General features: G+C 58.0%; 22 protein-coding genes, 1 tRNA gene and 3 pseudogenes. 11 read left to right on the forward strand and 15 right to left on the reverse strand.

Going from position 1 to position 24,349, the window contains the following annotated elements; all coding sequences use genetic code 11:
* Window positions 1–13 precede the first annotated feature (13 nt).
* The 5 genes from CW354_RS04385 (at window position 14) to CW354_RS04405 (ending at window position 4,850) form a co-directional block, all read left to right on the forward strand.
* A complete protein-coding gene (locus CW354_RS04385; protein WP_104828825.1) occupies window positions 14–895 on the forward strand; it encodes a CHAD domain-containing protein in 882 nt (293 codons plus the stop codon).
* Between the two features lie 56 nt (window positions 896–951).
* Window positions 952–1,416: a YaiI/YqxD family protein gene (locus CW354_RS04390; protein WP_104828826.1), complete on the forward strand. Its 465-nt coding sequence runs from the start codon at window positions 952–954 to the stop codon at window positions 1,414–1,416.
* A 142-nt stretch (window positions 1,417–1,558) separates the two neighbouring features.
* Window positions 1,559–2,050 carry an Hsp20/alpha crystallin family protein gene (locus CW354_RS04395; protein WP_104828827.1) on the forward strand — a complete coding sequence of 164 codons (492 nt, stop codon included), beginning with the start codon at window positions 1,559–1,561 and terminating at the stop codon, window positions 2,048–2,050.
* Window positions 2,051–2,146: 96 nt separating this feature from the next.
* Window positions 2,147–3,316: a cystathionine gamma-synthase gene (locus CW354_RS04400; RefSeq protein WP_207764657.1), complete on the forward strand. Its 1,170-nt coding sequence runs from the start codon at window positions 2,147–2,149 to the stop codon at window positions 3,314–3,316.
* Between the two features lie 112 nt (window positions 3,317–3,428).
* A complete protein-coding gene (locus tag CW354_RS04405) occupies window positions 3,429–4,850 on the forward strand; it encodes an alanine/glycine:cation symporter family protein (RefSeq protein ID WP_104828829.1) in 1,422 nt (473 codons plus the stop codon).
* A 12-nt stretch (window positions 4,851–4,862) separates the two neighbouring features.
* On the opposite strand, the gene CW354_RS04410 is transcribed toward CW354_RS04405, so the two are convergent.
* From CW354_RS04410 to rpmH, 5 genes are read right to left on the reverse strand one after another with little or no spacing between them, the layout of a single operon-like run.
* Window positions 4,863–5,807, reverse strand: coding sequence for a tyrosine recombinase XerC (locus CW354_RS04410; RefSeq protein ID WP_165793518.1), 945 nt, complete (start codon window positions 5,805–5,807; stop codon window positions 4,863–4,865).
* Between the two features lie 34 nt (window positions 5,808–5,841).
* Window positions 5,842–6,486 (reverse strand): ribosome biogenesis GTP-binding protein YihA/YsxC, encoded by a 645-nt coding sequence (gene yihA, locus CW354_RS04415; RefSeq protein WP_104828830.1) that lies wholly within the window; start codon window positions 6,484–6,486, stop codon window positions 5,842–5,844.
* Window positions 6,483–8,285 carry a membrane protein insertase YidC gene (gene yidC / locus CW354_RS04420; protein ID WP_104828831.1) on the reverse strand — a complete coding sequence of 601 codons (1,803 nt, stop codon included), beginning with the start codon at window positions 8,283–8,285 and terminating at the stop codon, window positions 6,483–6,485. The genes yihA and yidC overlap by 4 nt, the downstream gene beginning before the upstream one ends.
* A 59-nt stretch (window positions 8,286–8,344) precedes the next feature.
* A complete protein-coding gene (gene rnpA / locus CW354_RS04425) occupies window positions 8,345–8,680 on the reverse strand; it encodes a ribonuclease P protein component (RefSeq protein WP_104828832.1) in 336 nt (111 codons plus the stop codon).
* 60 nt (window positions 8,681–8,740) lie between these two features.
* Entirely contained in the window at window positions 8,741–8,875 is a 135-nt protein-coding gene (gene rpmH, locus CW354_RS04430; RefSeq protein ID WP_104828833.1) for a 50S ribosomal protein L34, read from the reverse strand.
* A gap of 333 nt (window positions 8,876–9,208) precedes the next feature.
* Here rpmH and CW354_RS04435 point away from each other — a divergent pair, with 333 nt between their 5' ends.
* The 3 genes from CW354_RS04435 to CW354_RS04445 are packed head-to-tail and all read left to right on the forward strand — an operon-like array spanning window position 9,209 to window position 12,765.
* A complete protein-coding gene (locus CW354_RS04435) occupies window positions 9,209–9,940 on the forward strand; it encodes a TVP38/TMEM64 family protein (RefSeq protein WP_104828834.1) in 732 nt (243 codons plus the stop codon).
* Window positions 9,937–11,349 carry a dihydrolipoyl dehydrogenase family protein gene (locus tag CW354_RS04440; protein WP_104828835.1) on the forward strand — a complete coding sequence of 471 codons (1,413 nt, stop codon included), beginning with the start codon at window positions 9,937–9,939 and terminating at the stop codon, window positions 11,347–11,349. Before CW354_RS04435 ends, CW354_RS04440 begins: the two co-directional genes overlap by 4 nt.
* 6 nt (window positions 11,350–11,355) lie before the next feature.
* A complete protein-coding gene (locus CW354_RS04445) occupies window positions 11,356–12,765 on the forward strand; it encodes a sensor histidine kinase (protein WP_104828836.1) in 1,410 nt (469 codons plus the stop codon).
* 12 nt (window positions 12,766–12,777) lie between these two features.
* Here CW354_RS04445 and ggt read toward each other — a convergent pair whose 3' ends face one another.
* On the reverse strand, window positions 12,778–14,607 hold the full coding sequence (gene ggt / locus CW354_RS04450) for a gamma-glutamyltransferase (protein ID WP_207764658.1): 1,830 nt from the start codon (window positions 14,605–14,607) through the stop codon (window positions 12,778–12,780).
* Window positions 14,608–14,866: 259 nt separating this feature from the next.
* On the opposite strand from ggt, the gene CW354_RS04455 reads away from it, so the two are divergent.
* Window positions 14,867–14,943 (forward strand) — tRNA-Arg (locus CW354_RS04455).
* A gap of 142 nt (window positions 14,944–15,085) precedes the next feature.
* Here the strand turns inward: CW354_RS04455 and CW354_RS04460 are convergent.
* Window positions 15,086–15,961, reverse strand: coding sequence for a VPLPA-CTERM sorting domain-containing protein (locus CW354_RS04460; RefSeq protein WP_133162173.1), 876 nt, complete (start codon window positions 15,959–15,961; stop codon window positions 15,086–15,088).
* A gap of 149 nt (window positions 15,962–16,110) precedes the next feature.
* Here CW354_RS04460 and CW354_RS04465 point away from each other — a divergent pair, with 149 nt between their 5' ends.
* Entirely contained in the window at window positions 16,111–16,434 is a 324-nt protein-coding gene (locus CW354_RS04465) for a YdeI/OmpD-associated family protein (protein WP_104828838.1), read from the forward strand.
* 152 nt (window positions 16,435–16,586) lie between these two features.
* Here CW354_RS04465 and CW354_RS04470 read toward each other — a convergent pair whose 3' ends face one another.
* Window positions 16,587–16,766 (reverse strand): transposase, encoded by a 180-nt coding sequence (locus CW354_RS04470; RefSeq protein WP_104828925.1) that lies wholly within the window; start codon window positions 16,764–16,766, stop codon window positions 16,587–16,589.
* Between the two features lie 65 nt (window positions 16,767–16,831).
* Between CW354_RS04470 and CW354_RS04475 the strand changes: the two are divergent.
* Window positions 16,832–17,332 (forward strand): annotated as a pseudogene (locus tag CW354_RS04475) (transposase); the annotation flags it as partial.
* 443 nt (window positions 17,333–17,775) lie between these two features.
* Here CW354_RS04475 and CW354_RS04485 read toward each other — a convergent pair.
* From CW354_RS04485 to CW354_RS04510, 7 genes and pseudogenes are all read right to left on the reverse strand, one after another.
* The gene (locus CW354_RS04485) at window positions 17,776–18,852 is read right to left on the reverse strand and encodes an RHS repeat-associated core domain-containing protein (protein ID WP_207764659.1); all 1,077 of its coding nucleotides are present in this window, start codon (window positions 18,850–18,852) and stop codon (window positions 17,776–17,778) included.
* Between the two features lie 419 nt (window positions 18,853–19,271).
* Window positions 19,272–19,790 (reverse strand): hypothetical protein, encoded by a 519-nt coding sequence (locus CW354_RS22955; RefSeq protein ID WP_133162174.1) that lies wholly within the window; start codon window positions 19,788–19,790, stop codon window positions 19,272–19,274.
* Between the two features lie 223 nt (window positions 19,791–20,013).
* Window positions 20,014–20,772 (reverse strand): RHS repeat-associated core domain-containing protein, encoded by a 759-nt coding sequence (locus tag CW354_RS04495; RefSeq protein ID WP_104828926.1) that lies wholly within the window; start codon window positions 20,770–20,772, stop codon window positions 20,014–20,016.
* A pseudogene (locus CW354_RS23775) lies at window positions 20,758–21,030 on the reverse strand (transposase); the annotation flags it as partial. The pseudogene CW354_RS23775 and the gene CW354_RS04495, both read right to left, overlap by 15 nt.
* A gap of 194 nt (window positions 21,031–21,224) precedes the next feature.
* Window positions 21,225–22,034 (reverse strand): hypothetical protein, encoded by an 810-nt coding sequence (locus tag CW354_RS04500; RefSeq protein WP_133162175.1) that lies wholly within the window; start codon window positions 22,032–22,034, stop codon window positions 21,225–21,227.
* 3 nt (window positions 22,035–22,037) lie between these two features.
* On the reverse strand, window positions 22,038–23,282 hold the full coding sequence (locus CW354_RS04505; RefSeq protein WP_207764661.1) for an RHS repeat-associated core domain-containing protein: 1,245 nt from the start codon (window positions 23,280–23,282) through the stop codon (window positions 22,038–22,040).
* A gap of 317 nt (window positions 23,283–23,599) precedes the next feature.
* Window positions 23,600–24,191 (reverse strand): annotated as a pseudogene (locus tag CW354_RS04510) (GSU2403 family nucleotidyltransferase fold protein).
* Window positions 24,192–24,349 lie beyond the last annotated feature (158 nt).

Here is a 24,349-nt window from a genome sequence, read left to right on the forward strand (position 1 = left end):
GCATTGGCAAGACATGGCTTATTCGTTCAAACATTCCGACAAACCCTTCGAAAAGGGGCTGAGGCGCATCGCCTGTTCGCAGATCGACAAGGCGCTGGAAGAGCTCGGAACCCGTGAGCGTGCGGAAGCCATTCACCAGGTCCGCAAGCGCTGCAAGAAGCTGCGCGGCCTCATCCGCCTCGTGCGGCCCGGCTTTCCCGCCTACGCCAAGGAAAACGCCGCCTTTCGCGACGCGGCGCGGCTTCTCTCCGACGCGCGCGACCGGACGGCGATGATCGAGGCTTTCGACCGCATCGCCGGCCATTTCGAAGACAAACTCGAGGCGGACGCCCTCGCCCCCATTCGCCGCCAGCTGGAAGACAGACGCGACGATCTCGACGACGACGCGGTCGGCGAAAACCTGACCCGGTTTCGCGCCGCCATGCTCGCCGCGCGCAAACGCGCCGAAGGCTGGACCATCGAGTGCGCCGGCGCCGACGCCGTCGAGGGCGGCGTTGAAAAAACCTACGCCCGCGCCGTCAAAGCCATGGCCGAGGCTGAGGACAAACGCACCGGCGAAGCGCTCCATGACTGGCGCAAGCGCGTCAAATATCACTGGTATCACGCGCGCCTTTTAAAACGGGCCTGGCCGCCTTTGATGGAGGCGGAAGCCGACGCCGCCGACGCCTTGTCGGACATTCTCGGCGACCACCACGACATCGTCGTCTTCGAAGAAAAAATAGAAAACGGCGCGCTCAAAGCCGACGGCGCCGCCGGCGACTTGTTCCGGGGACTTTTGAAAGCCCGCCGCGAAGCGCTCGAGGCGAAAGCTTTCGACATGGGCGCCGCGCTCTGCGCGGAAAAACCGAAGGCGCTCGCCAAACGCTGGATCGCCTATTGGCGCGCCGGCGACTAGCCGGCCCGTTTCGGAGACGTTGACCGGGGCCGTCTTTAGGGGCACGACAGCAGGCCATGAGCCGCCCCGTTGAAATCCTGGTCGACGCCGACGCCTGTCCGATGAAAGAAGAGATCTACAAGGTCGCCTTCCGCCATGAGACGCCGGTGACGGTCGTCGCCAACCAGCCGATCCGCGTGCCCAAACACGAGCTGATCGCCCGAGTCACGGTGACGGACGGCTATGACGCCGCCGACGACCATGTGGCGGAGCTCGCCCACCCCCTCGCCGTCGTCGTCACCGCCGACATTCTCCTTGCAGAACGCTGCCTTAAAAAAGACGCCGCGGTTCTGAACCCGCGCGGCGAGCCCTTCACGAAAGATTCCATCGGCGGCGCCATCGCGGCGCGCGCGCTGATGGCGGATTTGCGCGCCGGGGCCGAAGGCGCTGGCGGCGGCCCGGCCCCGTTCCAGAAAGCCGACCGCTCGCGCTTTCTCCAGGCCCTCGACGAAACGCTGGTGCGCCTGAAACGCCAGGCGTAAGCGCCTTTTTAAGCCGCGACGAAAACGCCGCACTTGACGGCGCTCGGCGCGTTTCTATCTTTCAGTCGTCAACGGGAGTTCGCCCGGTTGGCGTTCCCGATTGACGTTGTCTGTTTCGGTTTGACGAAAAGGAGACAATGTCATGTTCAGACCGCTTACGCTTTTCAATCGCAATCGCAACGCGCCGGCCCTGTCGGAAGGGGCGGACGAGCCGTTCTTCCAGCTTCACCGCGAGATGAACCGGCTGTTCGACGATTTCTTTTCCGATTTCGGCTCGCGCTCTTTGTTCGCTTCGGCGGGCGAGAATGGCGCGCGCGCCATTCATGTGGACGTGAAAGACAAGGGCAACGCCCTTGAAGTCGAGGCCGAACTTCCCGGCGTTGCGGAAGACGACATCGATGTGGAGCTTAACGACAACCTCCTCACCATCCGCGGCGAACGCAAGGACGAGGAGGAAAAGGAAGGCGTCTCGCGCCGCGCCTACGCCTCCTTCCAGCGCTCCATGTCGCTGCCTTTCGACGTGGACCCCGACGCCATCGAGGCGAAATTCAAGAACGGCGTTTTGAAGCTCACCTTGCCGAAACCGCCGGAACTTGAAGCCAAAACGAAGAAAATCGCGGTCCAGAAAGGCTGAGAGCGATAATATGGCGTCTTTCCGGCGGCTCTTCCGGGCCGCTGGAAATCCGCTGGCGCGCGGGCTAAGTCCCTCATGAGATTGAAGGACAGCCCCATGCACGACAACAAGAAAAACCGCCCCGCTTTCGCAACACGCGTCATTCATGCGGGCCAGAGGCATGACCCGACCACGGGCGCGGTGATGCAGCCCATCTACCAGACCTCGACCTTCGCCCAGGAAAGCCCCGGCGTCCACAAAGGTTTTGTCTACGCACGCGGAACGAACCCGACGCGCGCTGCCTATGAGCGCTGCATCGCCGATCTTGAAAACGGCGCGCGCGGCTTCGCCTTCGCCTCGGGCATGGCGGCGATCTCCACCATGCTGGAGCTTTTTCCGGCTGGCTCGCACATCGTCGCCATGGACGACGTCTATGGCGGCACCTTCCGTCTGTTCGAACGCGTGCGCCGCGAGTCGGCGAATTTGTCCTTCACCTATGTGGACCTGACGGACCCGGAGAAATTCGAGGCGGCGATCACGCCGGAAACGAAACTCGTCTGGCTCGAAACGCCCACCAACCCGCTTTTGAAAATCGTCGACATTGAGGCGATCGCCAAGATCGCGAAAAAACACGGGATCACGGTCGGCTGCGACAACACCTTCGCTTCGCCCTATTGCCAGCGCCCGCTCGATCTCGGCGCCGATATCGTCATGCATTCGGCGACGAAATATCTCGGCGGCCATTCCGACGTCATCGGCGGCGTCCTCGTCGTCGACGATGCTGAGCTCGGCGACCGTATCGGGTTTCTGCAGAACTCCGTCGGCGCCATTCAGGGCCCGTTCGATTCCTTTCTCGCGCTGCGCGGATTGAAGACGCTGGCGCTGCGCCTTGAGCGCTCCTCTTCCAACGCGCTGGCGCTCGCCGAGTGGCTGGAGACCCACCCCGCTATCGATCGCGTCACCTATCCGGGCCTTGAATCCCATCCGGGGCACGAGATTGCAAAACGCCAGATGAGCGCGTTCGGCGGCATGGCGACGATCTTCCTCAAGGGCGGGCTCGATGCGGCCAAGACCATGCTTGAGCGCGTGGAGCTTTTCACCCTCGCCGAAAGCCTCGGCGGGGTCGAAAGCCTTGTGGAGCATCCGGGCATCATGACCCACGCCTCGATCCCGCCGGAGCGGCGCAAGGAGATGGGGCTCGACGATTCGCTGGTGCGGCTTTCCATCGGCGTCGAGGATATTGAGGACCTGAAGCGCGACCTCGACACCGCCCTCGCCGGCCTGTAGGCGGCGCCCCGTCAGGCGGCAGGCCCCTAAACGCCGCAAGTGACAACACAAACGATCTTGCTAGACTGCCCCGCTTGTTCCGCCGCGGCGCGCGGCCAATCGGGGATATTACATGGCCGACGCCCAGATCAGCCTGGCTGACCGCATCGATAATTTCCTCTCGCCGGTCAGCGATTTCGTCTCCTCGATTATCTTCTATTCCATCGACTTTTTCGGCGTCTCGCTGCCGCTGGTGGTGATCTGGCTGATGGCCGCGGCGCTGATCCTCACCGTCTCTTTCGGCTTCATTAATATCAGGGGCTTCCGCCACGCCTGGTCGCTGATTCTCAATCCCCGGGACCAGCAGGGCGCCCATGGCGAAATCTCGCACTTTCAGGCGCTCTCTTCCGCCCTTTCCGGCACGGTCGGCCTCGGCAATATCGCTTCCGTCCCCGTCGCCATCGCGCTCGGCGGGCCGGGCGCCGTTTTCTGGATGATCGTCGCCGGCTTTTTCGGCATGTCGTCGAAATTCGCCGAATGCGCCCTCGCCGTGAAATACCGCAAGGTGCGGCCCGACGGTTCGACGCTCGGCGGGCCGATGTTCTACATCGAGGACGCCTTCCGCCGCCTCGGCATGAAAACGCTGGGCAAGGCGGCGGCGATGTTTTTCGCCGTCATGGCCATCGGCGGATCGATCAGCATCCTGCAGGTGAACCAGTCCCACGCGCAATTCGCCAATGTCACGGGGATCGACATTCCCGTCACCTTCGGCGTCATCATGGCGGCGGGCGTCGCCTATGTGGTGCTCGGCGGCATTAAACGCATCGGCAAGGTGACTGGCCTCCTCGTGCCGATCATGGGCGCCGTTTATCTCGGCGCCGGGCTGATCATCATTTTCATGAATATCGACCATGTGCCTGCGGCTTTCGAAACCATCTTCAAAAGCGCTTTCGGCCTGGACGCGGCGGGCGGCGGCCTTGTGGGCGCGCTGATCAACGGCGTCAGGCGCGCCACCTATTCAAACGAGGCGGGCGTCGGCTCGGCGGCGATCGCGCACTCGGCCGTCAAGACCAACGAACCCCTGACCGAAGGCTATGTGGCGCTGCTCGAACCGTTCATCGACACGATTGTCGTGTGCATGATCACCGCCCTCGTCGTCATCGTCACCGGCGCTTATGAGCCATATCTTTACGCCGAGAACGCCGTGGGGATCGAAATCACCTCCGCCGCTTACGCCAGCGCTTTCGCCTGGTTCCCTTACATCCTTCTCGCCGCCTCTGTCCTCTTCGCTTTCACGACGCTCGTCAGCTGGGCGTTTTACGGGGCGCAGGCCGCCGCCTATCTCTTCGGCGACACCAAGAAGGTGGACGTTCTGTTCAAGATTTCGCTGTGTCTCGCGCTCTCCACAGGCGCGGCGGTGTCGCTGTCGTCGATCATCGACTTCATCGACTCCATGCTGTTCGGCATGTGCATTCCGAACATCATCGCGCTTTACATCCTCTTGCCGGAGCTGAAGCGCGACATGAAAACCTATAAGGCGAAATACGGGGTTTAAACCTTGTTATTTCTAGGCGCGCGGATGCGCCTTGTCGTAAGCGCGGATGAGGTTGTCGCGGTCGATCTTGGTATAGCGCTGGGTCGCGGCGAGCGAGGCGTGGCCCAAGAGCTCCTGAATGGCGCGCAAGTCCCCGCCCGCCGATAAAAGATGCGTCGCAAAGGCGTGGCGCAACGCATGCGGCGTCGCCGAATCCGGCAGGCCAAGCGCGGCCCGCAGTTTCGCCATGGTGCGCTGGGCAAGCGTGGCGCTCAAAGGTTTGCCGCGCGTCGAAAAAAACAGCGGCCCGTCCGCCTCCCCGCCATAAGGGCAAAGCTTCCGATAAGCTTCCACCGCCTCGCGCGCGGCCGGCACCACCGGAACCTGCCTCGTCTTCGCGCCCTTGCCCTTGATGCGCAAAGTCTCGCCAAGCGGTGCATCGCCCCAGCGCAAGGACAGCGCCTCGGAAATGCGAAGGCCCGCCCCGTAAAGCAAGGTCATCAGCGCGGCGTCCCGCGCCTGCTCCCATGTTTCTTTACGCACGGACGTTTTTTGCGTTTGCGCCGCTTCGATCAGCGCTTCGGCGTCGGCCTCGTTCACCGGGCGCGGCAGGCGTTCTTTCGCTTTTGGCCCGCGCATCACGGCGATGGCGTCATTGTCGATGTCGGCGCGCTTTTTCAAGAACTTGTAAAAGGTCTTGAGCGCCGAAAGCTCAAGCTTGAGCGACGGCGGCGAAAGGCCCTCATTGCGGCGCTCGGCGAGAAAGGCGCGAAAGTCCCGCGTCTCGAGCGCAGCGAGATGATCGAGCGTCGCGGCGGCGCCGATATGCCCTCTCAAAAACGCATCGAAGCGCTCCAGCGTCGCGCCGTAATTGCGCTGCGTATAGGCGCTCGCCCGCTTTTCCGATTTCAGATGGCGCGCAAAAGCATCGCGCCAATGGGAAAGCATCCTGTCATCGCTGTCGGCGGCGTCGGTCATTCCCCTAGCTCGCGCTGACGAGGTTAACAAAAGCTTACTGAACGGCGAGCGCGGCGAGTTCGGCGCGCAAAAGGTCGATCCCGTCGCCCTTTTCCGCGGAGGTGGCGCGAATCACCGGATGCGCCGCCGGCCGCTTCTCAATCTGTTTTCCAGTCGCGTCGATCAAATGCGCAAGCGCCGTCGGCTTGATCTTGTCGGTCTTGGTGAGGACGATCTGATAATTCACCGCCGCTTCGTCGAGAATATCCATGACCTCCAGATCGCCGGCTTTCAGCCCATGACGCGAATCGACCAGCAGACAGACGCGCCGCAGCACGGAGCGCCCGCGCAGGAAGTCCCGGGTCAGCGCCGTCCATTGCGCCACATCCTTGCGCGGCGCTTTCGCATAGCCATAGCCCGGCAGATCGACGAGGCGTAAGCGGCCTTCAATGTCGAAATAATTGAGCTCGCGCGTGCGGCCCGGCGTGTTCGAAGCGCGCGCCAAGCCGTTCTGGCCCACAAGCGCATTCAAAAGCGTCGACTTGCCCACATTGGAGCGACCGGCGAAGGCGACTTCCGCCGGGCCTTCATCAGGCAGGCTGTCGAGATCGACAACGCCGAGCATGAAAACGGCCGGCCGCGCAAACAACAGCCGGCCGGCCTCGATTTCTTCAGGCGTAAAGTCGTCGCTTTGCGTCACTTCGCCTTCGCGTCGCCGGCGGCGGCGTCTTTCTTGGCCCAGGGCAGGTTCAGCCTTTGCCCGAGTTCAACCTTCACGCCGTTTTTCTTCATGATGTACCATTGCTGGAAAATGCCGAGCGTCGTGTTCCAGAACCAGTAGAGCACAAGACCCGCCGCAAAAGACGCGAAGATAAAGACGAAGACAAACGGCATCAGCCCGAAAATCTGGGCCTGCACCGGGTCCGCCGGCGGCGGGTTCAGCTTGGTCTGGAACCACATGGCGACGCCCATCAACAGCGGCAGAAAGCCGATGCCCAAAAGCCCGCCGATAATCGGCAGCACGGTCGGATCGAAAGGCAACAGGCCGAAGAGATTGAAAATCGTCGTCGGGTCCGGCGCCGAGAGATCGCTGATGTAAAGAAAAGGCTGGTGGCGCAGCTCGATTGTGACGAAGAGCGTTTTATAGAGCGCGAAGAAAATCGGCATCTGCAACAGGATCGGCAGACAGCCCGCCAGGGGATTGAGCTGCTCTTTCTTATAGAGCGCCATCATCTCCTGCTGCAGCTTCATCTTGTCGTCTTCATACCGTTCCTGAAGCTTTTTGATTTCCGGCTGCAGTTTTTTCATCTTCGACATGGACTCATAACCCTTGTTCGCCAAGGGAAACAAAATGAGCTTGATGATGAGCACGAGAAGAAGAATGGCGACGCCGAAATTGCCGATCGTATCGCCGAAAAAGTTGAGGGTATAGAAAATCGGCCGGGTGAGGAAAAAGAGGTGTCCCCAGTCCACCGCCTTGTCGAAATCGTAAATCCCAAGACCGCCGTTTTCCGGCTTGTGTTCATAGGACTGCAGAAGATCGACGTCCTTCGGCCCGCCGAACATATAAGACTGCATGGTCTGCGTTTCGCCCGGTTCGAGCGTTACCGGCTTCATCTCGTAATAAGATTGGAAAACAGGTTCGTCGGTCTTGCTTGTATTGGCGAGGGTCGCCTTGATCTCGGCATCCGCCGGCGGGATGGATGCCGCAAGCCAGAATTTATTGGTGATGCCGACCCAGCCGCCAACGCCGGATTCTTCGATCTTGGCGTCTTTGTTCTTTTTCAGCTTGTTATATTTGCGTTCGTAAAGCTTCGTGCCGATGACGCCAAGCGGGCCTTCCTGCAGAATCATCCGATGGATGTAATCGAGCGGCATGTTTCTCTGGACCACCGCCGCGTAAGGAAGAAGCGTTTTGGAGTCGCCGGACGTGTTGGTCACGGTCTGGGTCACCGTGAACATATATTTATCGTCGACCGAAATGGTCTTCTCGTAAGCAACGCCGCCGCTTTCGCGTTTCAACGTCACCGGCGTTTGCGGGGTTAAGACATCGCCTTCGGCGACGGTCCATTGCGCATGGGCGGCTGTGTCCCTGCCGACAGCCCATCCTTGTTGCATGTAATGGCCATGCTCCGTGTCGGCGGGACTTAAAAGGCGGATTGGCGGGCTCTTATCATCGACGGTCTGGTGATATTGCATCAGCTTCAGATCATCGAGGCGTCCGCCCTTCAGATTAATCGACCCTTCAAGGGTGGGCGTCTTGATCGGCACGCGCGCTGTGGAGTTTGCAATCGCCTCTTCGACCGTAAGCGCGGCCTTTTCATCCGTCAGACCGCTGATATTCGGGTCCATGCTCTGGGCTTCAGCTTCGGCCTCTTGCGTCGCCTGCTCGGCCTGCGCCGCCCGCTGGGCGTCGCGCTGGGGCGAGAGAACGAAAAAATCCCAAGCCAGAAACACGCCCATTGAGAGGACAATCGCCAAGATTACATTGCGGTCCATGAAAAATCCCGATGAATTGCTGAAAGCCCGCGAGCGCCCTCGCCCCGCGCCATTCGTTGTTATGTAGTGCTGCGCGAGAGCCTTAAAAGGGCGCGCTTCATATCGTCAAGCAGCATAGCGTAATTGCGCGCATAAGCCGCCTTGCGCGCCACCAGAACATAATCGGTCCCCGGGGCCGCATGGGCCGGGAAAACCTCCCGGGCCGCGGCCCTCAGGCGCCGCCGGATGCGGTTGCGGACCACCGCGCCGCCCAGTTTCTTGGTGACGGTAAGCCCGAGCCGGCTTTCAGGGCCGTTTTCGGGATTTTCCCGGGCGAGCATCAGGAATGACGGCGCATGGGCTTTAGCCGCCCCGCGCATCGCCAGAAAATCCCGGCGTTTTTTGATGACGCCCATGGGAATCCTCGCGCCGGAGACGCTATCTGATTGATTTGATTGTAAGTTTTTCGCCAGCGCTTAAGCGGAGAGCCGCTTGCGGCCTTTAGCGCGACGCGAGGCCAGCACCTTGCGGCCGCCCTTGGTCGCCTTGCGCGCGCGGAAGCCGTGACGGCGCTTGCGCTTCAGCCGGCTCGGTTGGAAGGTCCGTTTCATGGTTCAAGTCCTCAAGACGGGTGGAATCGCGGCGCGCGCCGCTCTTCAGCAGTCAAACAAGAGGCGGGGAGATAGACCGGCGGCGGCCTGACGTCAACACCGTGCGGGGCCATATCCAGCGCCTTTCCAGCCGATTTTGACGATTTCGCCCTCAGGGACCCCTCCTCTAACAGGTCCTGTTCCCGGTCTTGTGACCGCCTTCCCGGCGATCGTGAGTCGCAATCGCCTTCGCCTTCGCTAGAAAGGGCCGCAAAGGGCCTTATGGCTGGTCTATGCTCGTCCTGCCGCTGATTCTGTGAGACCCGCCCGTTTTCTCCCTTAAAAAGAGCGCCCATGTCCGAGACCTCCCCCGCCCACAGCCTGATGAAACGCGCCGCGCCGCTGCTGATCATCGCCGCCGCTCTCGCCTTCTTTTTCGCCCTGGGGCTCCAGCGCTATTTCACCCTTGATGCGCTGAGGGACAACCGCGAGGCCTTGCGCGCCTGGGTCGAGGCCAACCCGTTTCAGACCATGGCGGTCTTCTTTATCGTCTATGCGGCGGCGGTGGCGATCTCCTTTCCCGGCGCCAGCATTCTCACCATCTTCGGCGGTTTCCTTTTCGGCCTGTGGCCGGGAACGCCGCTCATCGTTTTCGCCGCGACCCTCGGCGCGACGATCATCTTCCTCGCGGCGAAAACCGCGCTCGGCGACGTTCTGTCAAAACGCGCCGGCGGGTTCGCCAAACGCATGGAAGAAGGTTTTCGAAAAGGCGAGCTTTCCTACATGTTCGTGTTGCGCCTGGCGCCGGTCTTTCCGTTCTGGGCGGTGAACATCGCCGCGGGCCTGATGGGCGTATCCTTGCGTAATTTCCTTGTCGGCACGTTTTTCGGAATCATTCCCGGCTCTTTCGTCTATGCAAGCATCGGCGCGGGCGCCGGCGCGACACTTGACGCGGGCGAAGACATTTCCCTTTCCGGCGTTCTTTTGAAACCGGAAGTCCTGACCCCGATCATCGGGCTTATCGTGCTGGCGCTGATCCCCGTTTTCCTCAAACGCAAAGCCGTCCCGAAGGCGGAGCAATCATGACGCGGACCATCAAGGCGGATCTTTGCATCATCGGCGCAGGCTCCGGCGGGCTTTCCGTCGCGGCGGGCGCCGCCATGCTCGGCCGCAAGGTCGTGCTCATTGAAAAAGGCGCCATGGGCGGCGACTGCCTCAATACAGGCTGCGTGCCGTCAAAAGCGCTGATCGCCGCCGCAGCGCGCGCGCAGGCGATGCGCGAGGCGGAGAAATTCGGGATCGCCAGCGTCGAGCCCGACATCGATTTCGCCGCCGTCATGGAACACGTGCACGACGTCATCGAAGCGATCGCGCCCATCGACAGCCAGGAGCGCTTCGAAGGCCTCGGCGTCACGGTTTTGCGCGCGCATGCGGAGTTTACCGGCCCCCGCGAAGTCAAAGCCGGCGATGCGGCCGTCAAAGCAAAGCACTTCGTCATCGCGACAGGCTCGACGCCGTTCATCCCGCCCATCGAGGGCGTTGAGGACGTCCCTTACTTCACCAATGAAACCATCTTCGAAAACCGCAGACGCCCCGATCATCTCATCATCATCGGCGGCGGGCCTATCGGCGTTGAAATGGCGCAGGCGCATGCCCGCCTCGGCGCCAAAGTCACGATCATCGAGGGCGGCCGAATTTTAGGCCGCGAGGATCCCGAATGTGTGGAGGTCGTGCGCGCGCGTCTCGTCCGGGAAGGCGTCGAGATTATCGAAGATGCGCAAGCGGAGAAAATTTCAAAGACGGAAAGCGGCGTCAGCATTTCCATCGGCGCGCGCGAGATCGACGGCTCGCATTTGCTGATCGCCGTCGGGCGCAAGCCCGTCGTCGACGGTTTGAATCTCGTAGCGGCGAATGTCGCTTATGACGACAAGGGACTGAAAACCGATAACCGCCTCAGGACGACGAACAAGCGCATCTATGCGGCGGGCGATGTCGCGGGCGGGCGCCAGTTCACGCATGTGGCGGGCTATCACGCCTCAATTCTCATCCGGAACATCCTCTTCAAGACGCCCGCGAAAAACAACGAACATCTCAGCCCCCGCGTCACCTATTGCGACCCCGAACTCGCTCATGTCGGCCTTACGGAAGCGCAGGCGCGCGAGCGCCATGGCGAGGTAAGGATCGCGCGCTGGCCGTTCGCCAAGAACGACCGCGCCGAGGCCGAGCGCGAAACCGAAGGCTTCGTCAAGGCCGTGACCGATAAAAAGGGCCGCATCCTGGGCGCAAGCATTGTCGGCCATAACGCCGGCGACCTTCTTCAGCCCTGGGTCCTCTCCCTTTCCTCGAAGCTCAAAATCCGCGACTTTACGGCCATGATTGCGCCCTATCCCACGCGCGGGGAAGCCAGCAAGCGCGCCGCCGGGGACTGGTACGCCGACAAGCTCTTTTCGCCGGGCGCCCGAAGGCTTATCTCTCTGCTTTCAATTTTCGATTAGAGCCTCATGTCCGCCATCGCCAAACGATCGCTTTCGACCAAACTGCTTCTGCTGACGATCGTTTTCGTATTCGTGGCGGAATTCGTGGTGCTGGTCCCGTCCATCGCCAAACAGCGGCGCGACTGGTTCAATCTGCGCTTCGAGGAAGCCTATCTCGCAAGCCTTGCGCTTGAGGGCCCGCGCGAAGCCGCGGCGGACGAAACCCTGGTGCGCCGGCTCTTCAACACCGCGAACATTCTCGGCGTCACCATCAACAGCGACGACATGCGCATGCTGATCCTGGCCCCGGAAATCAATCCCCATGGCGCGCCGGACATTGTCACCGTGGACCTTACCAGCGAAAACTGGTTCGACCTGATCGCCAATGCCTGGGGCACCATGCTGTCAAGCGGCGATCATCTGATTCAGGCGACCGGCGCGCCGCAATTCGCGCCCAGCCAGACCGTCGACATCATCGTGTCGCAAGGGGCGCTGCGCGACGACCTGCTTTCCTATGCGCGCAACATCTTTCTCCTCTCGCTCATCATCTCGACCCTCACCGCCAGCTTCGTTTACTGGGCGCTGAACCGCATCATCGTCTGGCCGGTGAAACGCCTCACCGCCAATATCATGGCTTTCGACGCCGATCCCGAAAACGCGCAAGGCATTTTGACGCCGTCCGGGCGGAGCGATGAAATCGGCGCGGCGGAGGAAAGCCTCGCCGCCATGGAGAAAAGCGTGCGCGGGCTTCTGGGCGAGCGGCGCCGCCTCGCCGCGCTCGGCGCCGGCATCTCCAAGATCAGCCACGATCTCAGAAACGTTCTCGCCTCGGCGCAGCTGATGTCGGACCGGCTCGCCAAATCCGACGACCCAAGCGTTCGCAAGCTGGCGCCGCGCCTCATTTCGGCGCTCGACCGCGCCATCGGGCTCAGCCGGGACACGCTGACCTATGGGCGGATGGAAACGCGCATGCTCGAAAAGTCACCCATCGTTCTGCACGAGCTTGTGGAGGAAGTCTTCGAGGACACGGCGGCCATGGGCGTGACGGCGCAAAACAACACGCCGGAAGACCTCACCCTCATCGCCGACCGCACGCAGCTTTACCGCACGTTGTTCAACCTCGTGCGCAACGCCATCGAGGCGATGACCGGCGCGGCGAACGACGAAGACAAAGACGACCTTGGAAAGGTCAGCATCGACGTCGATATCGACGGGCGCGATATCCTGATCACCATCGCCGACACCGGGCCGGGTCTGCCCGACCACGCCAAGGAAGAGCTGTTCGAGCCGTTCAAGGGATCGCAAAAACCCGGCGGCTCCGGCCTTGGCGTTGCGATTTCCGCAGAGATCGCGCGGGCCCATGGCGGCTCGCTGACGCTGCATAAAAGCGACGAGGAAGGCGCGGCCTTCCGTCTCCGCCTTCCGCAGGACGATTAGCGCAAAGCGAACCTATTCTGTTTCCAACGTCCCGCTGAGCCATATTCCCTCCCGGCGCGGATCGGCGCCGCCCTGGAAAGAGCCGTCCGGCAGGCGCTTGAACGCATGGACGCCGCTATTAAGCCCGCGCACTTCAACCGGATGGCCCATGGCTTTCAGCCCTTCGACCACTTGCGAGTCGAAGCCGCCCTCTTCCAGGAGCGGCGCGCCGCGTGGATAAACGACATTCGGATATTCAATCGCCTCCTGGGCCGACATGTCCCAATCGATCATGGCGATAATGGTTTTCGCCACATAGCCGATGATCGCCGGCCCGCCGGGCGAGCCGACGGCGGACCAGACTTCGCCGTTTTCATCGAAGACGATGCTGGGACTCATGGAGCTGCGCGGGCGCTTGCCCGGCGCGACCGCGTTCGCGACCGGCTTGCCGTCGCGCACCGGCAGGAAAGAAAAGTCCGTAAGCTGATTGTTGAGCACCATGCCCGCCGCCATCAGATGGCTGCCGAAAGCAAATTCCACCGTCGCCGTCATCGACACCACATTGCCTTCAACATCGACAATCACGAAATGGCTGGTCGAGGGCGGTTCGGGCGAGGCGTCGGCGCCGTAGCGCTTCCACTGGCCGGCGCCGTCTTCAATGTCATAGGCGGACGGATCGCCCGGCTCGACGCTTTCGGCGGCCTTCGTCTTGTCGATGAGGGCGGCGCGCGCTTGCAAATAGGCCGGGTTCAAAAGCCCGGCGATCACCGCCTCCGGCGACAGCCCCTCGTCGGAGAGATGCTCGTTATCGGCGAGATACTGGTTGCGGTCCGCATAAGCGAGCCGCGAGGCCTCGAAAATAAGATGCAGCGCCTCGATGGACCCGGCCCCGGCGCCCGCCATGTCGAAAGGCTCCAGGAGCGACAGAATCTGCACCAGCGTCACCCCGCCGGAGCTCGGCGGCGCCATGGAGCAGACCTGATAGGCGCGGTAAGGCCCGCAGACCGGATCAAGCTTTTCCGCCGTGTAGGTTTTGAGGTCCTCGAGCGTCATGCCGCCGGGCTGCGGCCCGCCGTTCACCGCCTCGACAATCGCCTCGGCGATCGGCCCTTCGTAAAACGCCTCGGCGCCGCCCTCAGCAACGGTTTTCAGCGTTTCGGCGTAAGCCGAATTTTTCAGGACGTGACCCACGGGCCACGGATTGCCCTCTTCGTCATAAAAATAAGCCGCCGCCGCCGGCAATTGTTTCAGACGCGGAATGCGCTCCAACAAGCCGTTGAGCCGGGGCGAGACTTCAAACCCTTCCTCGGAAAGCGCGATCGCCGCTTCGAAATCCTCCGCCCAGGGCAGCGCGCCATGCGCCTCATGGGCCATTTCCAGCATGCGCACGGCGCCCGGCACGCCAACGGAAATGCCGCCGACCACCGCGTCGTAAAAGCCCATCGGCGTTCCGTCTTCCTTGAGGAAGCGCTCCGGCGTCGCCGAGGCGGGCGCGGTTTCCCGCCCGCTATAGGTCTCGAGCGTGTCGCTGGCCGCATCGTAATAGAGCATGAAGGCGCCGCCGCCGAGGCCGGAGGATTGCGGCTCCACAAGGCCCAGCACCGTCTCGGTCGCAATCGCGGCGTCCACCGCCGAGCCGCCCTTTTTGAGGATCGCGGCCCCTGCTTCGGCCGCATGCGGGTTCGCTGCGGCGATGAACCAGCGCCCCGTTTCCACCGGCACGTCCGCAGCGGCGGCGGCCGCAGCCTGCGCTTCTGTCCCGGCCTCTTTTTCCGGCGCCGCCTCGCGGCTGCAGGCGGCCGTCATTGCCGCCGCCAGCGTCAATGCGCCCGCCGCCCAGATCCGTTTCATGTCGATTGTCATCGCCCGCCCCGCTGTCTCATCTTCGCTACCGCAACATTCTTACGCGAGGCCGTCCCGTCTTTCGACCCCTATGGCCGGACAGCGGCAATCGGCCCGCCCTGCGCCCGGCGGCGGAACGCACTCTCCGGCAGGGCGTGAAGCGGGAAAAACCGCCGCAAATCAGCCGGGTGAAGGAAAGACGAAGAGATCGCCAGGGGGCGCTTGCAATTGCCGCCCGCTTGGGGTTAAACCCGCGCTTCCGCGCCTAAGCGGCCGGCCAGCACCCGTAGCTCAGCTGGATAGAGCACCAGACTACGAATCTGGGGGTCTGAGGTTCGAATCCTCACGGGTGCGCCATACTCAATCTACTGAGTTCTCTAGGTTTTTCTTGAACCGCAACAGGCAAAGTGAAGCGCCTTGATAAAGACGCATGCGTATTGCCGCCTTACGGAAAAGCGCGCCTTGTCGACGTGCTCATCTCCAAAAGGCGGCTTTTTGCTTATTTGCGCTTGCGTTTGAACCAACCAAACGCCGCAAGGCCAGTAATCATCAAAGGCGCACCAGCCGGGAGCGGAACTTCAGAAACACCGCCCGGCGAATAAGCCGTGATGAGGCGCGTCCAGTCGCCCGGGCTGCCGGCAGTCCAATTTATGTCAACAGCCAGACCGTTAAAATCCGTCGTGTCGCCAGACTCCAGCCCGCGAAGACTGAAGTCATTATAGTCGAGGCCCGGCAGGCCGAGGAAATCGCTGGCGAAGAGGTTAGAGTCCGCCGTTATAAAAGCGAAGATTTGAGAATCGAGAGCAATAGTCGTGTCTATGGTCGATGAGCTGCCTTCGCCCGGATCCCATTGCAGATAGTGACTGGAAACGATCGTGCCAGCCTTGATAAAATAATCGCCGCCGCCGGCATCTTCTACGAAAGAAGCCGTCGTGTCGAAGACGCGGTCAACGCGCAGATCTTCTGTCAGAACGAAATTCTGGACTTCATTCCAGGCGAGAAGCTGACCGTCGTTCGGGTTCGTCGTTACAGGATTGGGCGGCGTATCCGTCACGGAGCAGCTGACTGCGCCAGTGCAGTCCCCAAGGCTGACAAAAGTCGCTGACCCCGCCGTCGGCAAGAGGCTAAGCGACAAGGCGCCAAACGCGGCAATCGTAAATCGGTTCATGATGCAATCTCCCTCCATACCCCATCGAAACGCTAGCTTTTTTTGAAGCATGAAATTGTACATTTTTCCAACAAAAACTGGGGAAAGCCGCCCTTTACTCGTCGCAAACGTGAAAATATCGGCATAATACAAACAAAGGTTGCGCCAATCAGGCATTATGCAGTTTCTAAAGTCCGTTTCTGCACCGCTTCCCAGTACTTTTTTCACCCTCTCCGGTGCGCCATCTTTTCAACCAACTGAATTTCCAAAGCTTTTTGGATCACCATAGAAACAGCCAAGAACTGTTCGGATTTGATGGTCGTTTATAGTCCAAAGCAGATGATTGACCGGTAAGGCATATTTGATAGTCGGTATATATGAGAACGAAAATTTCAGGCGGTCTGGTACACGAACTTCCCACTGACTTGGTCAATGCGCTGACCGAAACAAAAGAAATTACGGACCTCTGGGAAAACCTGACGCCTATCGCCAGAAATGAATTTATTTGTTGGGTTGAAGACGCCAAACAAGAAAAGACGCGCTCAAGGCGGATCAAGCGGACTGTTGAGGAACTCCTCGATGGGCAAAAACGCCCATGCTGTTGGGCCGGCTGCATTCATCGCACCGATAAGAAACCCAGCAAATGGCAGCAGGATGTGTTGATAGACAAAAAGAAAAAAAAGCAGACGTCAAAGTCATAATAGCCTTGCTTTCAAAACCACCCAGTTCCCCTTTTCACCCGCTCCGGTGCGCCATCGCTTTTTTACCACTACAAAATGCACCTAAAGCCTTGAAAGGTAAGGTCGTTTTTGGGGTTCGAAATCCCGAATTTCGGCTGTACACCAAACGCTCTTCAGACCTTGGCCTGCTCGACCTTCATCCCGCCATACTCCTGGCGCCACCGGTAATATGTGATCTTGTTGACGCCCAGCCGGCGGATCACTTCCCCGACCTTGACGCCCTCTGCGAAGAACACTTCCGCCTCACGCAACTTCGATATGATTTCTTCGGGTGAATATCGCTTTCCCGACATCGCTCTTCTCCTTTGATGCAGCCATTTTACTACCTTCGGACGGCTGCGTTCAAAGGGGTCGGGTCAAGGCGACGGACGCCTTCATCGTCAAAGATATCGCCAGTCTGATCACGGTGCTAACGAACCGCATTGCCAGGATCGAAACCGATATCGCAACGCATATCGAAACCTGCAGCCGCCTCAAGCGACGCAATGAGCAGCTGCGTTCCGTTCCCGGCGTCGGGCCCGTCGTCGCCGCAACGCTCCTGGCGAAATTGCCGGAACTCGGCCGCATCAATCGTCGCGCCATCGCCAACCTCGCCGGTCTCGCGCCGCATGCCTGCGATAGCGGCCAGATGCGCGGCAAGCGGATGATATGGGGCGGGCGGGCCGAGGTCAGGCGCGCTTTATACGCCGCCGCTTTCATCGCCAGCCGGCATGACCCCGAATTGAAAGCCTACCGACGAAAACTCGACGACGCCGGAAAACCCTTCAAGGTCGCTATCATCGCTTGCGCCAGACGACTCCTTACACAGATCAACGCCATCATCAGAGACGAACGAAACTACGAAACCAGAACCGCTTGAGCAAAACAGTTGCTACGCTTCGCGAAGAGCTTGACTAGAGCCACCCGTTGCGCGGACCCCTTAATCTTTCCTGTTACGCTTTTCTAAAAATCCGTTAAAATACAGAAAGTTATAAACGCCGGCGATGACCATAATTAATAGGAAACCGATCACCAATTTTATAAGCGGCATACCAAAAAACAGGCCCAGCACGAAAAACAGCACACAAACCACAAGGACTTTTAGTAGGTGTATTAGGATTGAATTTTTGTTTTTTTGATTCATGATCAATCAATTCCAGCCATTAGAACCTGCCCTGAATTTGCGCTTCTACAGGAGCCAGCGAAACCTCGATAGCGTAGCCGTAATATAGTGCAGCCTTTATTCATGTAACAATGAGGTTGTCTCATTGAACCGGCCACATAAGATGCCACACTCTTAAAAAAGGCTTTTTATTTGGCTCCCTAATGATGGTTGATGTTCCGATGTGAACGAATCAATCCCCCACTAAAGCTAGAGTTTGTAGTTGGAATGTCTTCAACTGTGGATGAGCCAGCTAAACGCCCCTTACGTTTCGACTCCTCTGATATTTGATTATTCCTTACAGTCACCCACAAATTTGATGACCAACCATAGAGTTGTGAGTCATAATAGCCACGATTATAAAGTTCTGGGTCGAAAGTCTGTATATCATGTATTTCTACATTGGTTCCCGGTGTTTCCTCGCCATACGCATTGTCAATGAGTAGATTAGTTAGCGCTTCAAGGTAAGCACCAATCGCCGAAACCAATGTTCCCGCAGAGGCTGGTGCCTTGGCAAGCAACGCACCAGCGCCACCCCCGTAAACGAAACCTATATTGAAAGCTTCTCCCACTTCGCCAACATCAAACCCGTTGCCGCCTATGGCTTGATTGATTTGAAGCCCGGTCTCCGCAATCGCGCCTGCGACCCCGCCGCCTATAGCGCCGCTCGTGGCCCTTACAGCAACGCCAATTCCGGCTCTCGCAATTAGCCCGCCGGCGCCAACTCCTACAAACCCTGTAGCTCCGGCAATCGCTAACCGCGTCAATCCCTGCCCAGATAGCGGGCTGACGCCATCTCGGCCAAGCGCTCTTGCTTCGAGAATTAAGCTGATTCCCGCTCCGATTGCGCACCACGGACATTTGCCGGATGGATCAGTGAGATTAATTGGATCTCCGTACACGTATCCATAGATATTCATCCCGTCGCCATAGCCGATGGGGTCGGTCTGCATGAAGCGGCCGAGCTCCGGGTTGTACCAGCGGGCCTTATAGTAATAGAGGCCCACCTCCTCGACGAAAACCTGGCCCGTATACTGAAACGTCCCGGCATTGTTGGCGCCGGGCTGTCCGTAGGCGTCATAAGTGTTGACGTCGGTGACGGCGCCTGACGAGTCTGTGATCGCGACGATAGAACCGCGCTCGTCGGGGATCAGGAAGCGCCGGTCGGACGCATCGTCGCCCTCATACCACACGATGGGCTCGTCAACGCCCGCGCCATGCACATAGCGGCGCAACACGGTTCCGCCCGTATTATATTCCGCGATCAGCGCGCCGCCCGAATAGAGCCGGCGCGTGGTCGTAAAGCCCGATTTCGAGGTCTGTCCGCGATGGCGGCGATCCTGACCGGCATAGTGATTATCGTCACTTCAATCCGGTCAAGCATGGCCTCGCCGATGAGCCCGGCGACTGGCCCTAAGACATACAAGGAATGGAAAAGGGAAGTCGGCAGGCCAATCAATAGCTCGCCGGAGGACTGGAAGCCGCGCCATCCCGGCGACCGAATGTGATTGACGGGCTAAAGCCCGCCCTACGCGACGCGAAGCGCCTGACCGAGCTATAGGCAGAGCCACTCCGCAAGGCGCCATCGAAAACGGCGGACAAAGACCCGCTCTACGGCCGAAGGCCGCCACCGACGACCCCGGATCAAGTTCAGCACTCAACCAGCCGACAGCCTTGCTTGTTGCTCAATTACTTTATTCAAATAAAAGACGGAAAATGGTAGAAGTAAAATTAAAAGAAAGTTTGATATTTGTCGGTTAGCTCTTCGGGTTTCTTTATTGGAGGAAAATTTTCCGAGTCGGCTGCTTGATTGCCATGCATTAGCTAAGAAGCACCAGACAAACAAAAAAGACAAAACATTTAGAAGAATCCCAATTTGAGTCTCATCCGGCACGCTAATTGACATTGAAAATCCCAGTATATTTCCCCCGATAAGAAGTAAAATCAAAAGCAGTCCTAAAACTTGAAAATACTGCAACCCCAGAAAAAGCGGTCGAGAATCATCTGGTGTGGCCAGATTAATTCTCGCAAACCAATAATAATATAGCGGCATTGGCAAAGAAAGTGAAATTATCCAAAATATAAGCAATACGCTACTTTCTTGAAATGAAGCGTGAAGAATGCTCATCAAAACATAGAAAATGAAGCAAAATATAGTTACAATAACTGAAGCCATCAAAACCTCGTTCGATTACACGCCCCTCAAAACCGACCTTTCTACGATTCTTAATCACAATTTGGTTTCAAACCTTCATATTTGTCCAGATCGAAACCAACACGAAGATGTGCACCTAAAATAGCGGCCGCACCTACGTCTAAACCGATTAAATTGTCAACAGAAGTGGAAAATTCGTTCGGCACTTCCGAAACACCTAAGAAAGGGAAGCTACTTCTTGTCGTTACAGGCCCTGACGCCCCATACGCCACAGTCCCGCCGTTTGGAAACGGGAGATCACCAGATAAAGCCTGCCCTGTGAGGTACCCCCCCTATTTGAAGTAAAGCTAAAGCCCTCTGTTCCACCTGAAAAGCGCACACTCCCGCTATCTATTCCTCCGCCAATATCAAAAATTCCCAAGACACTTAACTCACCTTCTACCACATCTCCAGCTATAACATCGCCTTGAAGTACGAACGTTTGTTTTAAAAAATTTCCAATTACCTTGGCAATTAGTCCCCCAGGGATGCTGCCTGGCAAATAAGGCGAACTCGCGCACTCCGAGTCTTCTGATCTATCGCTGGAGTTATAATTCGGCGGAGAGTAGGATGCGACACTGCTCCTTTTACGTCTCTTAACTCTAACAATTATCTTGTCAACGCCATCCTGCCCCGCCGTTTCCACTGCAAGCGACCCTGGAGCATAACCGCTGCTTGACGCGCCCGGGCCACCAAAGCTGCCTGTGTAATTTCTACGCGTCCCGGTCACAACGATTTCATCAGTGCCTCTTGGATCCACACTATTCACCGGATCGCCGCCGACATAGGCGTACATGTTCATGCCGTCGCCATAGCCGATGGGGTCGGTCTGCATGAAGCGGCCGAGTTCCGGGTTGTACCAGCGGGCCTTGTAGTAATAGAGGCCCACCTCCTCGACGAAAACCTGGCCCGTATATTGGAAGGGGCCGGTATTGTTCGCGCCGGGAGCGCGTAGGTCTTTCACTTCACCTGTCGACGCCTGGCGCTCGGTATCGCCAGACAGACGGCGTTTGCCAGCTTCGAGGAACTCCTTCGACCAAGTGTAGTAAAGGCTCTGCGCAATGTTCTCGCGGCCGCACAACTCGGCGATTGAATACTCCCCGCGCAGGCCCGACAGGACGATCCTGATCTTGTCCTCGGTCGAGTATTTCTTCCGCGTCGCGCGGCGAATATTCTTTACGTGCTGTTCAGCCGTCTCATGCGGCCCGGATTGCTGTTTCATCTTCGCTCCCTCGATGGGCTACGATGAACCAGAAATCCTCCCTAAGCAAAAATCCTCAAATGTCCCTCACACGCTGACGGGGAACAATCGGGGTCTCGTCAAGTGCACAGCTGCATATTCCGACAGGCAGTTATCGAGTGACGTTGCTAAGGAGTTTGGAGTTAAAAAGCGTTAAATATCGCCTTCCTCCAAAATTAGCGCACGACCATGTGATACTCGTGAAGTAAATCATCCTGACCAATCGTTCGGGCCACTTCAAGCAGCCTTTTTGTGTAAAACGCCTTAAATTCACAGTCCGCATAGAATAGTATTCTAATCGAGCGATTTTGATAATCGACCAATAATACCGGAAATGCGTAAAGCTCCGATAATACCGTTAATGTATTGACGGAGTCTCTGATTTTAACCGCTTCTGCCTGCGAAAAATCTTGATTGGGTTTTTTTCGGTATTCCAAATGAACAGTACATTGTTGCTGACTTTCGCCACCAAGCACGTTGAGTCTTTCTTCAATTGAAGCTTTTAGAAAGTGCGCATCGGCTACAACCTCGTCATCATGCGGACTCCCCCAAAGACACGCCTCGTCGCGCTGCAACGACACGGTAGAACATTTTTCTTCTTCATATACTACTTTAGAGAAACGCTGTGCTAATACCTTTCTTATCTCCTCGATTTCCCCTTTGTTTTCCGTGCACGCGTCCAAAAGCAAAATGCGGAACTGGTTTAGGTTTTTGTGATCAGCATTGAATATCGTGCCCGGAAGATTTTTCGAGAAGAATGAAATGTTATCATAAAAAACATCTTTCGAATCTACGCCTTTATTATTAAAAATCACGCGCAGCGAACAATATTCTGTATTGCGGATTAATACATATTTCGCTCCTGACAATTCTGCCGCCAGTGGATTAGGAGAAGCCAACAACCTCTGTTCGTTCGCGCAAGAATATATTGTTCCGCAGACCAAAAGAAGAAAAGCTGTAGAAATAAGCGTATATGATTTTAACATTGCTCATTTCACTCCAAGCAAGCGGACGGTTGTTCCGGGTAATGTAAATTTTGAGCTAAAAACTGAAACCTTCCACAGGTTCGATTGCTTCGGCTGCCAAATATATGCTTTGCCATTCCATGCCGCAGGCACAGAAAAAGCAGTGGAGCCGAATGCGCCGTAACTCACACCTACAGAGAAGCTGCCTACAATCACCCCGCCAGCATCAACTATGTCTCCCATTATATCAACGGACCCAACGGTACGAATAGGAATTCCTATATTGTTTCTGCCGCTTATAGGCCCCCCCATCACTCCTCCACCTTCTACTTCCCCATAAAGCCTTTCCCCTGGCCCGCCTGTTTCTAATCGAGCCGTTAAACAAGATTCAACCGCAGTCACGCAAGGCTCAATACCGATCGCTTCAGTACTGCCATCGCTTGCGCTAGCATAAGTTTGAGAAGTTGAATAGGATAGAAAAGGCATTACGAAGATTGGCCTTTTTCGAGTAGCTGTGACGACAAGATGATCTTGCGTAAGCCATTTTGCGTCATCACCTACTACTGCGTTACCAATAAAAACGTGACCGATAACTTTTGGACCCACGGCGCCGGCGCTTCCACCACGCAATACTCGCGGCGATCTGTTACATTGCCCGCTGCACGAAACATTCGCGCCAGGAGAGTTAGTCACAAATTCCCAAAGGTCTGCGCCTACGGGATCATCCGGTTGTGTATTCTGCTTTTTGTCGCTTAGCCCGCTCGGATCGACGCCGTTCACCGGATCGCCGCCGACATAGGCGTACATGTTCATGCCGTCGCCATAGCCGATGGGGTCGGTCTGCATGAAGCGGCCGAGCTCCGGGTTGTACCAGCGGGCCTTGTAGTAATAGAGGCCGACCTCCTCGACGAAGACCTGGCCCGTATACTGGAAGGGGCCGGTATTGTTCGCGCCGGGCTGTCCGTAGGCGTCATAGGCATTGACGTCGGTGACGGCGCCTGAGGAATCGGTGATCGCGACGATGGAGCCGCGCTCGTCCGGGATCAGGAAGCGCCGGTCGGACGTCCCCGTCCCTTCATACCAGGCGATCGGCGCGTCGCCGCCCGCGCCATGGACGTAACGGCGCAGCACGGTTCCGCCCGTATTATATTCCGCGATAAGCTTGTCGCCGGCATAGAGCCGGCGCGTTGTCGTAAAGCCCGATTTCGAGGTCTGGTAGAGCCGGCCCGCCGCATCATAGGAGAGCGTCGCGCCGTTGCCGCTGGTCATGAAATTCTCGGCGGCCCTGCTGGAAGACCAGGATCGCTCTCGCGGCGGTAAAAGTCTGTGGAAATGGTGCCCAGGGGCGGAATCGCGCGTCATGGCTTTACGTTTTCGATCAATTTCCTACCGCTTTGCAGAAATAACGTGTACCAATCAATCTGCCAAAATCTGAAATCGTTGAAGCGATACAGTTCCAGATTTTGCATACTCTATACCACGTTTGCGGATGTTTGTCAGTAGCGAGATCAAATATTTTCTGCAGTTACGTAACGGGCGCTGCTTCGCAAGCTTGCCTCCTCTTCACGCACGGATACATTCAGATATCAAGTAAGCGGTGTTGAAAGAGCCCTTATCTTTTCCGGTAGGCGGCTTGTGCCTGTTTGCAGACGTTCGCGCCAACCGGCGCCGCGCTTTTTCGTCTCGCGAAGAACTTCGTTGGAATCGTCAAGACGGCGCTTGATCGAGAATGCTTCGATCAGCGTCGCCGCCTGTGCAACATCCTTGTCGGCCTTGGCCGCGCTTTCGCCTGCCGAATGCCGCATAGTTGAAACGATAAGCTTGTGAACCGCATATCGTTCAGGCGTCGGTACATTGATCAGAACGCCCGTCTTGCTAAGCACTGCCGCCTGGACTGTCTCTTTTAAGAGGAAGTCGAGGAATCGTAGTGGGGCTGCGTCAGTCTTAAGGCTGGGCAGCGTGACGGGGGGCGCCGCGGTCCTTCCCGCGATTGGTCGTCAGTACGTCAACCCGGTAACCGCCTGGGCGGGCGTAGGTCGTTGCAGCAGTCTGTGACGAAATATGCGGCACGGGCGAAAAACGTTTATCGACCTCCCGCAGGATGTCGAGGAAAGTCGCGTCGAGCGCATCGTCGATTGCGACGGCGACGCCGTAATGCGGAAAGATTGACTCGAGCAAAGTACCAGAACGTTTCGCTGTTTCCCCTCATCACCTTCCAATCAAAAGTGATTTACGTTCACATTTCGAAATATTGTCTCAAGATACTTCGACAGTCCGTTCTATTATTGACGGTTGGGATGGTGGTGGTCTTGAGAAGTTCTCAATGGTTGTCGGTC

Origin of the sequence: Hyphococcus luteus (assembly GCF_002943565.1) — a bacterium.
GTDB classification, from domain to species: Bacteria; Pseudomonadota; Alphaproteobacteria; order Caulobacterales; family Parvularculaceae; genus Hyphococcus; species Hyphococcus luteus.